We start from the raw sequence: 14,758 nt of genomic DNA on the forward strand, positions 1-14,758 counted from the left end.
CCGTCACCGTACCGAGCGGCCGGACGGGATCAGCGCCCACGCCAGCACCGCCGCGCCGGCCGTCAGCCCGGCCGCGACCAGCGACGTGGTCCGCATGGCCGCGACGAACGCGTCCCGCGCCGCCTCCGCGCCGGGCGACCCGGCCGGCAGCACGCGCAGCGCCGAGCCGAGCGAGTCGCGCACCGCGGCCGGCGCGCCCTCGTCGATCCGGGCCCGGTACACGGCCGTGAGCAGCGATCCGAGCACCGCGATGCCGAGCACCACGCCCAGTTCGTTCGCGGTCTCGGTGATCGCCGACACCGCGCCGGCCTTGCGCGGCGGCGCCGCGGAGACGATCGCGTCGCCGGTCAGCGTCATCGACAGCCCGATGCCCAGCCCGATCGGGACCAGGGCGAGAGCCAGCCACGGGTACGGCCCGGTCGCCGCCGCCGCGACCCCGGCCAGCCCGGCGCTCGCCACCGCCAGCCCGAGCGCGATCGCGCGCCCCCGCCCGAGCCGGGTCACGGCCACGCCGATCACCGCGACGACCACCATCGAGGCGAGGGTGGCGGGCAACTCCGCGAGCCCGGCGCGCAGCGGGTTGAGCCCGCGGGCGAACTGCAGGTACTGCGAGAAGAAGAACAGCAGCCCGGTCAGCGCCACGATGGAGATCACGTTGGCCGCCACCGCGCCGGAGAAGGCCGGCGCGCGGAACAGCCCCACGTCCAGCATCGGCGCGTCCAGCCGCCGCTGCCGCCGCACGAACAGCACGCCGCCGGCCAGCCCGGCCGCCAGGCAGCCGAGCGCCACTCCGTCCGGGCCGTACCCGGCGAGGTGCTTGATCGCGAAGATCAGCGGCACGATCGCGGCCATCGACAGCACGGCCGAGAGCACGTCGAACCGGCCCGGGTCCGGGTCGCGCGACTCCGGCAGCAGCCGGAAACCGGAGATCAGCACCAGCACCATCACGGGTACGTTGATCAGGAACACCGACCCCCACCAGAAGTGCTCCAGCAGCACCCCACCGGTGAGCGGCCCGATCGCGGACCCGGCGCCGAACGCGGTGGACCAGACCGCGATCGCCCGCGTCCGCTCCACCGGGTCCGGGAAGATGTTGCGGATCAGCGACAGCGTGGACGGCATCAGCGCCGCCCCGGCCACACCCAGCAGCAGCCGCGCGCCGATCAGCGCCTCCGCGCTGGTGGCGAACGCGGCCAGCAGCGACGCCGCGCCGAACGCGACCGCGCCGATCAACAGCACCCGCTTGCGCCCGAACCGGTCGGCGAGGTTGCCGGCCGGCACCAGCAGCCCGGCCAGCGCCAGCGAGTAGACGTCGCCGATCCACAGGATCTGCTCCGCGCTCGGCGCGAGGCTCGCGGTCAGCGCGGGCACGGCCAGCGCCAGCACCGTCCCGTCGATGGCCAGCAGCAGCACGGCCGCGCAGAGCACGGCCAGCGCGGCCCACCGCCGACCCGCGGAGAGCACCGGCCCGGCCTCGGGCTCCAGCGTCGTGTCCATACCCGAAACTTTACCGACCAGTCGGTGCAGTTTCCAGCGTGATCCCCGGCTCAGCTCGAGGCGTCCGGCCGGCACGGTGGACACGACGCCCGCCCCGGGTGCGCGCTCCCACGTACCCGCTGGTCATCGTGGTTCCGATCGGGGGCGCGCGGCCGTCAACCTTTCCGGGCGCACGGCCGTCTTCCCTCCCGTGGCAGGCGAGGAGCCGGATGGGTGCGAATGACGTGCGGAGGAAAGCGGCGTATCGTGCCCTGTCGGTGATTGGCGGGAGTGAGTAGATGAGCGGGTACGGCGACAGCGATCGCCCGGACGACTGGTTCGGGCCGAGCACGCCCCCACGTGCCTCCGGCAGCGCCCGGCCCGGTTACCCCGGCGCATCCGGTCCCAGCAGCGGCAGCGCCCGGCCCGGTTACCCCGGCGCATCCGGTCCCAGCAGCGGCAGCGCCCGCGTGCCGGGTGCCACCCCGGGGCGCGCCCCGGTGGGCGGCGGCCCGGCCGTCGGCGGTGCGCGGGTGCCGGGCACGGCCAGGGTGCCGGTGAGCGGCAGCGCGCCGGTCAGCGGACGCGCCACGCCCGGAGCCGCCGGCATCCGCCCCGTCTCCCCCGCGGGACCGGCCGGGAGCGGACCGGCCGGGAGCGGGAAGGGCCGCCGTGGCCGGCGTGCCGCCGGGCCGCTCAGCCCCGAGGCGGCCAAGCGTGCCCGGCGCCGGAAGATCGCCAACTGGTCGATCGCCGCGTTCGCGGTCGTCACCCTGGTGGCCGGCGTCAGCATCATGGGGCTGACCTACGCCTTCGACGACATCCCGGACATCAACACGTTCGAGCCGGAGACCTCCACCGTCGTGTACGCGGACGGCTCGGAGCTGACCAAGCTGGGCGCGCAGAACCGCACGCTGGTGCCGGCCGAGAAGATATCCCCGCTGGTCAAGCACGCGGTCGCGGCGGCCGAGGACCAGAAGTTCTACGAACACTCCGGCATCGACCTCAAGGGCATCGCCCGCGCCGCGTGGAACAACATCTCCGGCGGCAACACCCAGGGCGCGTCCACGATCACCCAGCAGTACGCGCGGCACGCCGCGGAGCTGACCGGCATCAACTACAACCGGAAGATCCGCGAGGCGCTGCTGGCCCGCAAGATCGAGGACAGGTACGAGAAGGACGAGATCATCTCGCTGTACCTGAACGCGATCTACTTCGGCCGCGGCGCGCACGGCGTCGAGGCCGCGGCGAAGGCCTACTTCAACAAGTCGGTCACCGCGATGCCCGGCGAGAAGGACGCCCTCACCGCGTCCGAGGCCGCGGTGCTCGCCTCCGTGATCAAGCAGCCGGAGCCCGACCCGGTCACCGGCCACCAGGGCTACGACCCGCACCACAACGCCGAGGAAGCGAAGATCCGCTGGGGGTACACGCTCGACAACATGGTCGAGGCGGGCTGGATCACCTCGCAGGAGCGGTCCGAGGCGGCGTACCCGGAGAAGACGCTGGCCGAGTACGACCCGAAGGCCTGCCAGCTCCAGTGCCTCAACGACAAGCCGGTCGGCCTGATCATGGAGTACGTGCGGGCCGAGCTGGCGGCGATGGGCATCACGGACTGGCAGCAGCGGCCGTACAAGATCCAGCTCTCGATCAACCCGGCCGTACAGAAGGCGGCCGAGGAGGCGGCCTCGCGCAAGAGCGAGTCCTCGCCGATGCACGAGCTGCCGGAGAACCACCAGGCCGCGCTGGTCGCGATCGACCCGAAGACCGGCCAGGTGCTCGCCTACTACGGCGGCGACGACGGTGCCGGCTTCGACTTCGCCGGGCTGAACGGCGGTCACTCGCCGGGCTCGACCGCCAAGATGTACACGCTCGCGGCCGCGCTGCGCGAGGGCATGTCGATGGAGTCGCGCTGGGACTCGACCATCGAGAAGGACGAGGAGCGCGACCGGGAGATCTCCAACGCCGGCCGCACGCCGCCCGCCTGCGCGAAGTCGTGCTCGCTGGAGGAGATGACCATCCGGTCGTGGAACAGCCCGTTCTACATGATGACCAAGGAGATGGGCCCGGAGAAGGTCGTCGAGGCCGCCCGGGACGCCGGCATCAAATCCATGTGGACCAACGACGGCGACGAGATCGACCTGACCGCCGTGGAGCCCACCGCGGTCGCGCCCAGCAAGTTCGACGTGGAGGTCGGCTTCGGGCAGTACCCGGTGAAGGTGATCGAGCACGTCAACGGCCTCGCCACGCTCGCCGCGGGCGGCGTCCACCGCCAGGCCCACTTCGTGGTCGGCGTCGAGCGGAAGAACCCGGCGACCGGCGCGTGGGTCAAGGTCGACGGCGCGGAGGTGAAGTCGGAGCAGGCCTTCGAGGAGGAGCAGGTGGCCAGCCTGCTGGAGGTGCTGCAGAAGATCCCCGCCTCGAGTGACGGCAACGACGTGTCGCTGGACGGCGGCCGGCCCGCGTTCGCCAAGTCCGGCACCTGGGAGCTCGGCCCGTCCGACCCGACGGCGAACGGCGACGCCTGGTACCTCGGCGCGACCCGGCAGGTGGCGACCGGCGTCTGGGTCGGCACCAGCGGCGACCGGAAGGCGCTCACCAACCCGGACGGCGAGCCGATCTACGGCGGCCAGGAACCGGCCAGCATCTGGAAGATGTTCATGGACGCCGTCCACGCGCAGCTCAAGCTGGAGGTGGAGCAGTTCCCGGAGGGTGGGCCGATCGGTGACCCGGCCAAGTTCGCCAACGGTCTCGCCGTGCCCGAGACGCCCGTGACCAGCAGCGCGCCTCCGGCACCGGGCAACGGCGGCGACCCGGCCGGCACCCCCGCGACGCCCGACGGTGGCGCGGGCAACCCCGGCGGCCCGGGCGGCGACGAGGACGACGAGCCGGTCACACCGACCTCGCCCCCGCCACCGCCGCCCTCCCCGACCGCGGGCGCACCCACCTCCAGCCCGCCGCCGCGCGGTGAGGAGGACGAGTAACGACCGAGGGGGCGAGGCCGGCACCGGCCTCGCCCCCTCGCGTTCACCGCGGGTTCCGGTCACCGTCTTCGGACGCTCCTACCGTTCGGGGCGCACCGCCCCCGAGCGAAGGAGAGTCCATGCTGCGTCGCATGTCGACCGTGCTGGCCGTCGCGGCCGCACTCCTCACCGTCACGCAGGCCGCCCCCGCGCAGGCGCACGGCCGCACCGCGCCGCTGCCCCAGGCGCACGCGCACAACGACTACGAGCACGAGCGGCCGCTGCTGGACGCGCTCGACCACGGCTTCACCAGCGTCGAGGCGGACATCTACCTGGTCGGCGGCGAGCTGCTCGTCGCGCACGACCCGGAGGACCTCCAGCCCGGCCGTACGCTGGCGGCGCTGTACCTGGACCCGCTGGTGGAGCGCGTCCGGGCGAACCGTGGCCGGGTCTACCGGGGCAGCCCGATCTCCCTCCAACTGCTGATCGACATCAAGAACACCGGTGCCGCGACCTACACCGCGCTGGACGCCACGCTGCGCGAGTACCGCACGATCCTGAGCCGGTACGCGTACGGCCGGGTCACCACCGGCGCGGTCACCGCCGTGATCAGCGGCGACCGCCCGCGCGAGCTGATGGAGTCGCAGACCGTCCGGTACGCGTTCTACGACGGCCGGATGAGCGACCTCACGGCCGGCGCGCCGGCCGAGTTCATCCCGCTGATCAGCGACAACTGGAACAACGTCTTCAGCTGGCAGGGCGACGGCCCGATGCCGGCCGACCAGCGCGCCCGGCTGCGCGAGATCGTCCGTACCGCGCACGAGGACGGCCGCCGGGTGCGGTTCTGGGCCACGCCGGACACGGCCGGCCCGGCCCGTACCGCGGTCTGGACCGAGCTGCGCCGGGCCGGCGTCGACCACATCAACACCGACGACCTGGCCGGCCTGGAGGCGTTCCTCCGCGCGAAGCGCTGATCAGACGGACAGCGGCGGCCGCCGGGCCACGACGCACACGTTGTGCGCGTCGAGCGCCCCGGCGGCCACCAGCGCGGTCAGGCACTCGTCGATGAACGCGTCCGTGTCGTCGCCGAGCACCTCGGCCTGCGCCGCGAACGTGGCGGCCCGCAGCGTCGCGCGCAGCCGGTCCAGGTCACCGGCGCCGAGGTCCGGCGCGACCGGTTCGGCCGGCGACACGGCCAGGCCCTCCGCGGCCAGCAGCACCGACACCTCGTCCGCGGGATGCTGGTAGATCAGGATCGGCGCCTCGCGCAGCCGCTCCCGCCACGCGGGCCGGTCCGCCACCGCGCGCAGCGTGTCGCGCAGTGCGAACCCGTCCGCGCGCGCCTGCGCGGCGCTGTACTGCAACACCAGCAGGCCACCGGGCGCGACCGCGCGGGCCATGGTCCGTACCGGATGGGTGAAGTCCTCCAGCCAGTGCAGCATCCACGACGAGTGGACCACGTCGTACCCGCCGGGCTCCAGCGCCAGCCGGCGGGCGTCCCGCTGCTCCACCGTGACCGGCAGCGCCGCGCACCGGGCCCGCGCCGCCTCCACCATGGACTCGCTGACGTCGGACGCGTCGACCGTCATGCCGCGCCGGGCCATCGCCTCCGCGACCTCGCCGGACCCGCAGCCCACGTCCGCGAACCGGCCGCCGCGCGGCACCCCGGCCCGGGCCAGCGCCTTCAGCGCCGCGTGGACCTGCCCGGTGTTCGCCGCCCGGTACGGCTCCGCCCGCCACTCGTGCCCGGTCCGCGACATCGCACTCCCCTTCGTCGATGCCTACGGTCCCAGCTCCGCGCACGGGCCGCCACCCCACGCATACGATGAACCACGATGAGTACGCCAGGGTTGTACGCGGTCAGCGACCTGCACGTCACGTACGTGGAGAACAGGGAGATCACGGAGTCGCTGCGGCCGGTCACCCCGGACGACTGGCTGATCGTGGCCGGTGACGTGGCGGAGAAGGTCGCCGACATCCAGCGCACGCTGGCGCTGCTGGCCTCGCGGTGGGCGACCGTGATCTGGGCGCCGGGGAACCACGAGCTGTGGACGGTCCGCGACGACGCGGTGCGGCTGCGCGGCGAGGAGCGCTACCGGCACCTGGTCGAGGTCGCCCGCGAGCTGGGCGTGCACACGCCGGAGGATCCGTACCCGGTGTGGAACGACGTGGTGATCGCGCCGCTGTTCGTCGGCTACGACTACTCGTGGCGGGTGCCCGGCGTGTCCACGAAGGAGGAGTCGCTGCGCAACGCGGAGCGGGCGGGCGTGGTCTGCACGGACGAGTTCGTGCTGCACCCTGATCCGTACCCGGGCCGGGACGCCTGGTGCGCCGCCCGGGCCGCGATCACCGAGGCCCGCCTGGCGGCGATCCCGGACGGCCTGCCGACCGTGCTGGCCAACCACTATCCGCTGGTCCGCGAGCCCACCGCGGTGCTGTGGAAGCCGGAGTTCGCGCAGTGGTGCGGCACCGACCTGACCGCGGACTGGCACCTGCGCTTCCGCGCCACCGTCATGGTCTACGGCCACCTGCACATCCCGCGTACCACCTGGCACGACGGGGTCCGCTTCGAGGAGGTGTCGCTCGGCTACCCGCGCGAGTGGCGGCAGCGCGGCTCCGGCACGCCCGCCCCGGTCCGCCGAATCCTCCCGGCATGATCGAACGGCTGCTCCCGCCCGGCATCGCCTGGGCCGAGACGTTCGGCGACGAGGACTGCGCGCTGTTCCCGGCCGAGGAGGCCGCCATCGCCCGCGCCGTGGACAAGCGCCGCCGCGAGTTCGTCACCGCCCGCTGGTGCGCCCGCCGCGCACTCGCCACGCTCGGCCTGCCCCCGTCGCCCATCGTGCCCGGCGAACGCGGCGCCCCCGGCTGGCCCCCCGGCGTCGTCGGCGCCATCACGCACTGTCCCGGCTACCGGGCCGCGGTCGCCGCCCGTACCCCCGCCGTCCGCTCCGTCGGAGTCGACGCCGAACTGCACGAGCCGCTCCCGGACGGCGTGCTCGACCTGGTCAGCGTGCCGGAGGAACGCGCCTGGCTCGCCGCCGCCCCGGCCGGCACCCACTGGGACCGCCTGCTGTTCAGCGCGAAGGAGTCCGTCTACAAGGCCTGGTTCCCGCTGGCCCGCCGCTGGCTCGGCTTCGAGGAGGCCCGCCTCACCGCCCTCCCGGACGGCACCTTCCACGCCGACCTCCTGGTCGACGGGCCGGTCACCGCCTTCTCCGGCCGCTGGCTGACCGCGGACGGCCTGATCCTGACCGCGATCGTCCACACCAGAGCCTGACATGCCATTTTCCCGCTTCCGGCGCGGTCACCGTCCGCACGCTCCCGCGGGCACCGGTCGTCGCTTGCGCTCCTCCCTGCACGCTCCGTGGCCGGCCGCGACCCGGCACCGGTGCCGTCTCCCCGCCGCGCGCCGGCTCCTCACCGCGAGGTCTCCGGTGCGTGGTGCGTCGCATCACACACCGGAGCCTCGTTGCCTGAGGCGCCCTAGCAGGTGACGGTGACGCTGCTCGTTCGCCGCTCCTCGTCGTGGTTGTTCGTGGCCGAGTTCCTCCAGAAGAAGAGTGCCGAGATGACGACGGTCTCGGTCGTGCCTTGGCAGGTGTCGTAACCGGACACCAGGCGTTCCCACCGGGAGCTGTAGACGTTGTCGCCCCAACTGTGTCCATCGTCGGCCCGCGCCTCGACGATGTCGACGTCGTAGGCGGTGCCGCCCGCCGCGTCCGTGACCTCCACCCAGAGGCGGAAGCGGTGGAGCCGATCGTCGTAGTGCAGCTCCATGCAGCGCAGGACCTGCGTGCCGACGCACGTGCCCTCCGGCGGGCGATAGATGTGGATCGCGGCCTGGGCGCTCGACGCGCTGACCACGAGGCCCGTTGCGGCCACGGCGACGACGGCGAGCAGCCGCGCCAGCATTCTCGGGACGAGTGTCATGTCTCCTCCTGCCAACTGTGGACATCCACGATCGCCGTTCGACCGCGGCCCGGCGTCGGCCGCGCCACGCACTTCCGGCTACGTCGTGGCGCGTACGCGGGACGGCGCCCTACGTGCGGCGGCGTAAACGCGCCCTAGCCGCGCAGCGTGGCGAAGACGTCGTCGGTCAGTGGCCGGTTGCGTGGCCGGCCCGGCTCGATGAACCACTCCCGGCCCGCGACCGCGGCGAAGATCGGGGCGGGCAGGCCGGCCAGCGCGGCCACGGTCCGGATGCCGGGGCCGCCGGTGGCCTGGCTGGCGTGGGCGCGCAGCGCGGCCCGCTTCTGGCGGGCGTAGCGGCGCACGTCCACCGCGTGGGTGAGCTGCTCGTGCGGGGTGAACACGGTCGCGGCGCCGTCCAGCGGCAGCCGCGGCAGCAGCCGGCCGGCGAGGCCGAGCACGGCCAGCAGCGGCCGGAGCGCGCGGCGGTCCACGGTGGCCTCCAGCAGCAGCGGCGTCCGGGCGAGCCGCGCGGCCACCGGCGCGACGCGGTGCACCTGCACGTGGTCCGGGTGGCCGTAGCCGCCGCGCGCGTCGTAGCCGGTCAGCGCGTCCGCGTGTTCCTCGCGCAGGATCGCGGCCAGCCGGTGCGCCACCTCCTCGACCGGCGCGTCCGCGAAGCACCCGCCGGTGCCGGCGTGCAGGCCGGAGTCGCGGTAGCCGAGCACCTCCACCCGCGCGCAGCCCAGCGCCCCGGCCGCGGCCAGCAGCTCCGCGTGCCGGCGGCCGCCCAGCTCGCCGCCGGAGGCGAGCCCGGCCTCGCCCAGCGTCGCGGTCACCAGCACCACGCGGTGCCCCTCGGCCGCGGCCCGCGCCAGCGTGCCCCCGGTCAGCAGCGTCTCGTCGTCCGGATGCGCGTGGAAGGACACGATCGTGTAGGTCATGCCGCCCCGTCGCCCGCCAGCTCGCCGCCGGGCATCCGGCCCGCGGCGGCCCGCGCCGGGCCGATCGCCGGCCTCACACCCGCACCAGCGGGTCGCGGAGGCGGGCGGCGGCGGCGTAGCGGGTGTCGGCGGCGGCGAGGACGGTGTCCCAGTGGAGGCGGGGCACGACCGCGCGGTTGTGCCGGGCCACGTCCGCGAGCAGCGCGGGTGAGGTCAGCAGGCGCGCGAGCGTGGAGATCAGCTCGGCGTCGGAGCCGACCAGCCAGCCGTCCACGCCGTGCTCGACGAAGTCCGCGACGCCGCTGCCCTGCCGCGCCACCACGGGCAGGCCGGCGCAGCGGGCCTCGAGCGCGGCGATGCCGAACGACTCGCGCGGCGCGGGCGCGACGTAGAGGTCCGCGGCGGCCAGCAGCGCCCGGATCTCGTGGCGGGGCAGCGCGCCGGTCAGCCGTACCCCCGAGGTCATCCCCGACCCGGCGACCTCGGCCCGCAGGCGCGGAAGCTGCGGCCCGTCGCCGACCAGGATCGCGCGGAAGCCGCCGGGGTGCGCGTCGTGCAGCGCCAGCAGCGCGCGCAGCAGCGGCCGGGGCCGTTTGCGGCGGACCATGCGCATCACGCTGACCACGGTCGGCGGCCCGTCCCGCGGCGCGACCGGCGGGGCCAGCCAGGCGGCCGGGTCGATGCCGTTGGGCAGCACCGCGACCGGCGTGCCGTCGAGCGCCTCGCGGACCGCGGCGGCCGCGGCGGTGCTGACCGCGGCCCAGTCGACCGGCCAGCGGGTGGCGCCGCGGCGGCGCGCGTACCAGCGCATCAGCGGGATCACGTCGTGCCACATCGAATGCACGGAGACCACCGTGGGTACGCCGTGCGCGCCGGCCAGCCGGGCCGCGCTCCAGGCCAGCGGCGAGAACGCGGACACGTGCGCGTGCACCGCCTGCGCGCCGCGCTCCCGCAGCACCCGGCACAGTTCCCGGCCCCGGACCGCGCGGTACGGCCCGGCGCCGGGCGCGCTCAGCCGAACCACCGGAACCGGCTCGTGCTCCACCGGGGACGGCGACCCGGTCGCGGTGATCACGAAGGGGGCGTGGCCGGCCGCGGCCTGCCGGGCGGCGAGGTCGCGGACCTGGAGCTCCACGCCGCCGAGACGGGGCAGGTAGACGTCGGTCACGTGGGCGATGCGCATGGTCGGGTTCTCCGGGGTCGACGGCTCACGCCGGTGTCGGGCGGTCGCCGCGACGGCGCGCGGCGAGCCACAGCAGGACCGCGATGCCGCCGACCGGGATCTCGGCGGCGAAGACGAGGCCGCGGAAGAGCAGCACCCCGGCGAGCGCGCCGGTGGCGTCCACGCCGAGCCCGATGAGCACCGCGACCGCGCCGGTCTCGACCAGTCCGGTGCCGCCCGGCGTGAGCGCGGCGAGGGTGAGGCCGCGGGCGGCGGCGAGGCCGGCGAGCAGGACCGGCACCGGTACGGTCACGCCGACGGCGGTGAGGCAGAGCCAGAGCAGCACGCCCTCGGACAGGCAGTAGCCGGCCATGCCCGCGGTGAGCGGCCGCCACCGCCGCCGTACCAGCCGGTCCACGCCGTCCAGGAGCGCCGCGACCGCGCCGGTCCAGCCGGGCGAGGCTCCGCGGGCCAGCCGTTCGGCGAGCGTCACCAGGCGCAGCAGCGGGCGGGCTTGGCCGAGCGAGGCCGCGACCAGCAGCGCGCCCGCGACCGCGGCGAGCACCGCGACGCCGAGCCACGGCGGCCACGGCCGGAGCCGCCCGGCCGCCATCAGCGCCACGACCGCGACCACCGGCAGCATCAGCCGCGCGGCCACGTCCCAGACCTTGGACACCACCACGAAGCGGGCGAAGTCACGGTTCGTGTGTCCCCAGCCGCGCACCATGGTCAGGTTGAGCACGGTGCCGGCGACGCCGCCGAGCGGCAGCACGTTCGCGACCGCGCTGCCGGAGAGGTTGAGCGTGAGCGCGCGCAGGTGGGTCAGGCCGGGCAGCGACGCGTCCAGCACGAACGTGTGCACCCAGAGGCCGGCCAGCCAGACGGTGCCGAGCAGCAGCAGCCAGCGCCAGCCGACCTGGCTGATCGACGCCCAGGCGGCGGTCCAGGAGGCGCCCGCCTCGGCCAGGTGATGCCCGGCCCAGGCCACGACCAGCACGGCCGCCAGCAGCAGTCCGAGGCGTCGCAGCCGTCCGCGCCGCGACGTCGCGGTCCGCTCCATCCACTCCTCCCCGGCCACCGGTAGATAACTCACGGTAGCCTTCGATGGTGCGTTTTACGGGTATTTAAGCCGTTTCGGGCACGCGTTGCGGGGCGGTACAAAATCCACTCCGCGGGGTAAACGCCCGGCATGTCCCCCGCACCGTGGCCTCTGGCCGTGGCGGCTCTGGCCGCCCTCCCCGGCGCCTACGCCGGGCTCGCCGACTACCTCGGCCTGCCGTCCGTCGCACTCACGCCGGTGGTGGCCGCGGTCGTCTTCGGCGCCGCGATCATCGGCGCCGCGTTCCTGCTCTCCTGGGCCGCGGAGGCCGCGCAGTCCGAGGTGAGCGCCGGGGTGGCGCTCGCGTTCCTGGCGTTCCTGGCGGTGCTGCCGGAGTACGCGGTCGACTTCGTCTTCACCTGGCGGGCCGGCGAGACGTTCGCGGCCGAGGGGCACTGCGCCCCGGTCGCGGGCGAGGACCCGTGCGCGCTGGCGCTGGCCAACATGACCGGCGCGAACCGGGTGCTGGTCGGCATCGGCTGGCCGCTGGTGGTGCTGATCGCCGCGCTGGTCGCCCGCCGCCACCCGCGCCGCGCGGACCGGGAGCCGAGCGTGCCCGCGCCCGGCCACGTACGGCTGGCCCGGCCCATGTCGATCGAGGTGGTCGCGCTCGGCGTGGCCACCGTCTACTCGCTGACGCTGCCGCTGCGGCACTCGCTCACGCTGGTCGACGCGGCAGTGCTGGTCAGCATCTTCGTCCTGTACGCGTGGCGGCTGTCCCAGGCCCCGGTCGAGGAGCCGGACCTGATCGGCACCGCCGCCTGGATCGCCGATCGGGGCCGGCGCGCCCGCCGCTGGTGGCTGGCCGGCCTGTTCGCCGTGGCGGCCGCGGTCATCCTGGTCACCGCGGAGCACTTCGCCGACTCCGTGGTCGGCACCGGCGAGCAGCTCGGCATCGACCGCTTCCTGCTGGTGCAGTGGGCCGCGCCGGTCGCCAGCGAGGCGCCGGAGCTGATCGTGGCCTGCCTCTACGCGTGGCGGCTGCGCGCCTCGCACGCGCTCGGCACGCTGCTGTCCAGCAAGGTCAACCAGTGGACGCTGCTGGTCGGCACGATCCCGATCGTGTTCGCCATCTCCTCCGGCAGCCCGCACGGCCTGCCGCTCAGCGGTCACCAGCGGTACGAGCTGCTGATCACCGCGGCGCAGTCGCTGTTCGCGGTGAGCCTGCTGCTCGACCTGCGGCTCACGCTGTGGGGCTCGGCCGTGCTGATCGGGCTGTTCGGCGCGCAGTTCACGGCCAGCCTGACGCTCTCCGACGCCGCCAACCGCACCGTGCTGATCGTGCTCTCCGCCGTCTACCTGGCGCTCGCCGCGATCATGATGGTGGTCTCCCGGCGCCGCGCGGTCCGCCTGTTCCGGGAGGGCACGGTGGCACGCTTGGACCAGGTCCCCGAGTGGGACCCGGAGGGCGCCGGGCAGCGCGGATGACGCACCTATACTTGCCGCTCCGGCGTACGGGGAGGTGACCGTGTCACTGTCGGATCCGGGCCGGCTGGACGCGCTGGCCCGTACCGGGCTGGGCGCCGCACCGGACGAGATGTTCGACCGGTTCGCCGACCTGGTCCGCCGCGTGCTCGGCGTGCCGGTCGCGCTGGTCTCGCTGGTCAGCGACGAGCGGCAGTTCCTCCCCGGCGCGTTCGGGCTGGCCGAGCCGTGGATGACGCGGCGCGAGACCACGCTGTCGCACGCGTTCTGCCAGCCCGTGGTGCTCAGCGCCGAGCCGCTGGTGGTCACGGACGCGCGGACCGACCCCCGGGTCACCGGGCACCTCGCGATCGAGGACCTGAACGTGATCGGGTACGCCGGCATGCCGCTGACCGACGCGGAGGGCCGGGTGCTCGGCGCGCTGTGCGCGATCGACGACGAGTCGCACGCCTGGACCGAGGAGGAGCTGGCGCTGCTGTCCGACCTGGCCGCCGCCTGCTCGGACAGCCTGCGGTTGCGGATCGCCACCCGGCGCGCCGGCGCCGCCTTCGACCGCAGTCAGTTGCTGCTGCGGGCCAGCACCACGCTCGCGGACACCAGCACGATCTCGGACGTCGTCGACGCGGTGCGGCACCTGGTGACCGGCACGCTCGACCCGGCCTACGTCGGGCTGTCGCTGACCGACGCGAGCAGCGTGCACCTGCACAGCGGCGACTCGCTGCCCACCGAGGTGGCCCGCCGGTGGAACCGGTACGACCGCACCGCCACCACCCCGTCCGCGCTCGCCGCCGACCGCGGCGAGATGGTGCTGCTGCCGGACCCGGCGGCGGTCGCGGCCCAGGTGCCGGACGCGGCGCCGACGTTCGCCGAGATGGGCTGGCAGTCCGGCGCCAGCGTGCCGCTGCCCGGGCCGGAGGGCCCGATCGGCGCGCTCACGTTCGTCTGGAAGCAGCCCAACCCGCTCGACGACACGGAGCAGGCCGTGCTCGCCGCGCTGGCCGGCTACGTGGCGCAGGCGCTCGGCCGCGCGGGCACGCTCGCCGACCGCCGGGACGCGGCCTCCACCATGCAGAAGGCGCTGCTGTCCCCGCTGCCCACGCACGGCCAGGTGCGGATGGCGGCCCGCTACCTGCCCGCCCACCACGCGGACCACGTCGGCGGCGACTGGTACGACGCGATCCGCATCGACGAGCACCGGCTCGCGCTGGTGATCGGCGACGTGAGCGGGCACAGCATCCAGGCCGCGGCCGCCATGAGCCAGTTGCGCAGCATCCTCCGCACGCTGCTGATCGACCGGCGGGAGTCGCCCGCCGCGGTGCTGCGCCGGCTGGAGCACACCAGCCGGGCGCTGCACGCGCCGGAGCTGACCACGGCCGTGCTCGCGTACCTGGACCGCACGCCCACCGGCCGGTACGCGCTGACCTGGTCGAACGCGGGCCACCCGCCGCCGCTGCTGGCCGTGGCGGGCGGTGGCGTCGTCGCGCTGGACGGCGGCGATCCGCTGCTCGGCGCGTTCCGGCACCCCGCGCGGCGCAGCCAGACCGTGGAGCTGCCGCCGGGCGCGGTGCTGGTGCTGCACACGGACGGGCTGGTCGAGACGCGCACCGACCCGATCGACGTGGGCCTGGACCGGGTGCGGGAGCTGCTGCGCCGGCACGCCGCCGACGATCCCGAGCGCATCGCGGACACGCTGGTCAGCCGCGTCGGCAGCCGGTACGAGGACGACGTGGCGCTGCTCGTGGTGTCCGTGCCGTGAGGGCGTGAAACCGCTCATCCGGGG

General features: G+C 74.7%; 12 protein-coding genes. 6 read left to right on the plus strand and 6 right to left on the minus strand.

Annotated elements, in window-relative coordinates; genetic code table 11:
* Positions 1 to 3: 3 nt before the first annotated feature.
* On the minus strand, positions 4 to 1,497 hold the full coding sequence (locus J2S41_RS16395) for an MFS transporter (protein WP_310368660.1): 1,494 nt from the start codon (positions 1,495 to 1,497) through the stop codon (positions 4 to 6).
* Positions 1,498 to 1,775: 278 nt separating this feature from the next.
* On the opposite strand from J2S41_RS16395, the gene J2S41_RS16400 reads away from it, so the two are divergent.
* Together J2S41_RS16400 and J2S41_RS16405 are read left to right on the plus strand one after the other, a co-directional pair.
* Positions 1,776 to 4,457, plus strand: coding sequence for a transglycosylase domain-containing protein (locus tag J2S41_RS16400; protein ID WP_310368663.1), 2,682 nt, complete (start codon positions 1,776 to 1,778; stop codon positions 4,455 to 4,457).
* Positions 4,458 to 4,576: 119 nt separating this feature from the next.
* On the plus strand, positions 4,577 to 5,410 hold the full coding sequence (locus J2S41_RS16405) for a phosphatidylinositol-specific phospholipase C/glycerophosphodiester phosphodiesterase family protein (RefSeq protein WP_310368665.1): 834 nt from the start codon (positions 4,577 to 4,579) through the stop codon (positions 5,408 to 5,410).
* On the opposite strand, the gene J2S41_RS16410 is transcribed toward J2S41_RS16405, so the two are convergent.
* The gene (locus J2S41_RS16410) at positions 5,411 to 6,196 is read right to left on the minus strand and encodes a class I SAM-dependent methyltransferase (protein ID WP_310368667.1); all 786 of its coding nucleotides are present in this window, start codon (positions 6,194 to 6,196) and stop codon (positions 5,411 to 5,413) included.
* A gap of 75 nt (positions 6,197 to 6,271) precedes the next feature.
* On the opposite strand from J2S41_RS16410, the gene J2S41_RS16415 reads away from it, so the two are divergent.
* Both J2S41_RS16415 and J2S41_RS16420 read left to right on the plus strand, forming a co-directional pair.
* On the plus strand, positions 6,272 to 7,093 hold the full coding sequence (locus J2S41_RS16415; RefSeq protein WP_310368670.1) for a metallophosphoesterase family protein: 822 nt from the start codon (positions 6,272 to 6,274) through the stop codon (positions 7,091 to 7,093).
* Complete coding sequence (locus tag J2S41_RS16420) at positions 7,090 to 7,716, plus strand: 4'-phosphopantetheinyl transferase family protein (RefSeq protein WP_310368671.1); 627 nt, start codon at positions 7,090 to 7,092, stop codon at positions 7,714 to 7,716. The genes J2S41_RS16415 and J2S41_RS16420 overlap by 4 nt, the downstream gene beginning before the upstream one ends.
* 206 nt (positions 7,717 to 7,922) lie before the next feature.
* Here the strand turns inward: J2S41_RS16420 and J2S41_RS16425 are convergent, their stop codons facing one another.
* The 4 genes from J2S41_RS16425 to J2S41_RS16440 form a co-directional block, all read right to left on the minus strand.
* A complete protein-coding gene (locus J2S41_RS16425) occupies positions 7,923 to 8,369 on the minus strand; it encodes a hypothetical protein (RefSeq protein WP_310368672.1) in 447 nt (148 codons plus the stop codon).
* Positions 8,370 to 8,503: 134 nt separating this feature from the next.
* Complete coding sequence (locus J2S41_RS16430; RefSeq protein WP_310368674.1) at positions 8,504 to 9,292, minus strand: PIG-L family deacetylase; 789 nt, start codon at positions 9,290 to 9,292, stop codon at positions 8,504 to 8,506.
* A gap of 73 nt (positions 9,293 to 9,365) precedes the next feature.
* A complete protein-coding gene (locus tag J2S41_RS16435) occupies positions 9,366 to 10,475 on the minus strand; it encodes a glycosyltransferase (RefSeq protein WP_310368676.1) in 1,110 nt (369 codons plus the stop codon).
* Between the two features lie 25 nt (positions 10,476 to 10,500).
* Complete coding sequence (locus tag J2S41_RS16440) at positions 10,501 to 11,547, minus strand: lysylphosphatidylglycerol synthase domain-containing protein (protein ID WP_310368677.1); 1,047 nt, start codon at positions 11,545 to 11,547, stop codon at positions 10,501 to 10,503.
* Positions 11,548 to 11,670: 123 nt separating this feature from the next.
* Here J2S41_RS16440 and J2S41_RS16445 point away from each other — a divergent pair, with 123 nt between their 5' ends.
* The gene (locus tag J2S41_RS16445) at positions 11,671 to 12,981 is read left to right on the plus strand and encodes a calcium:cation antiporter family protein (protein WP_310368678.1); all 1,311 of its coding nucleotides are present in this window, start codon (positions 11,671 to 11,673) and stop codon (positions 12,979 to 12,981) included.
* 40 nt (positions 12,982 to 13,021) lie between these two features.
* Positions 13,022 to 14,734: a GAF domain-containing SpoIIE family protein phosphatase gene (locus J2S41_RS16450; RefSeq protein WP_310368679.1), complete on the plus strand. Its 1,713-nt coding sequence runs from the start codon at positions 13,022 to 13,024 to the stop codon at positions 14,732 to 14,734.
* Positions 14,735 to 14,758 lie beyond the last annotated feature (24 nt).

It is taken from the genome of Catenuloplanes atrovinosus (assembly GCF_031458235.1).
Taxonomy (GTDB): domain Bacteria; phylum Actinomycetota; class Actinomycetes; order Mycobacteriales; family Micromonosporaceae; genus Catenuloplanes; species Catenuloplanes atrovinosus.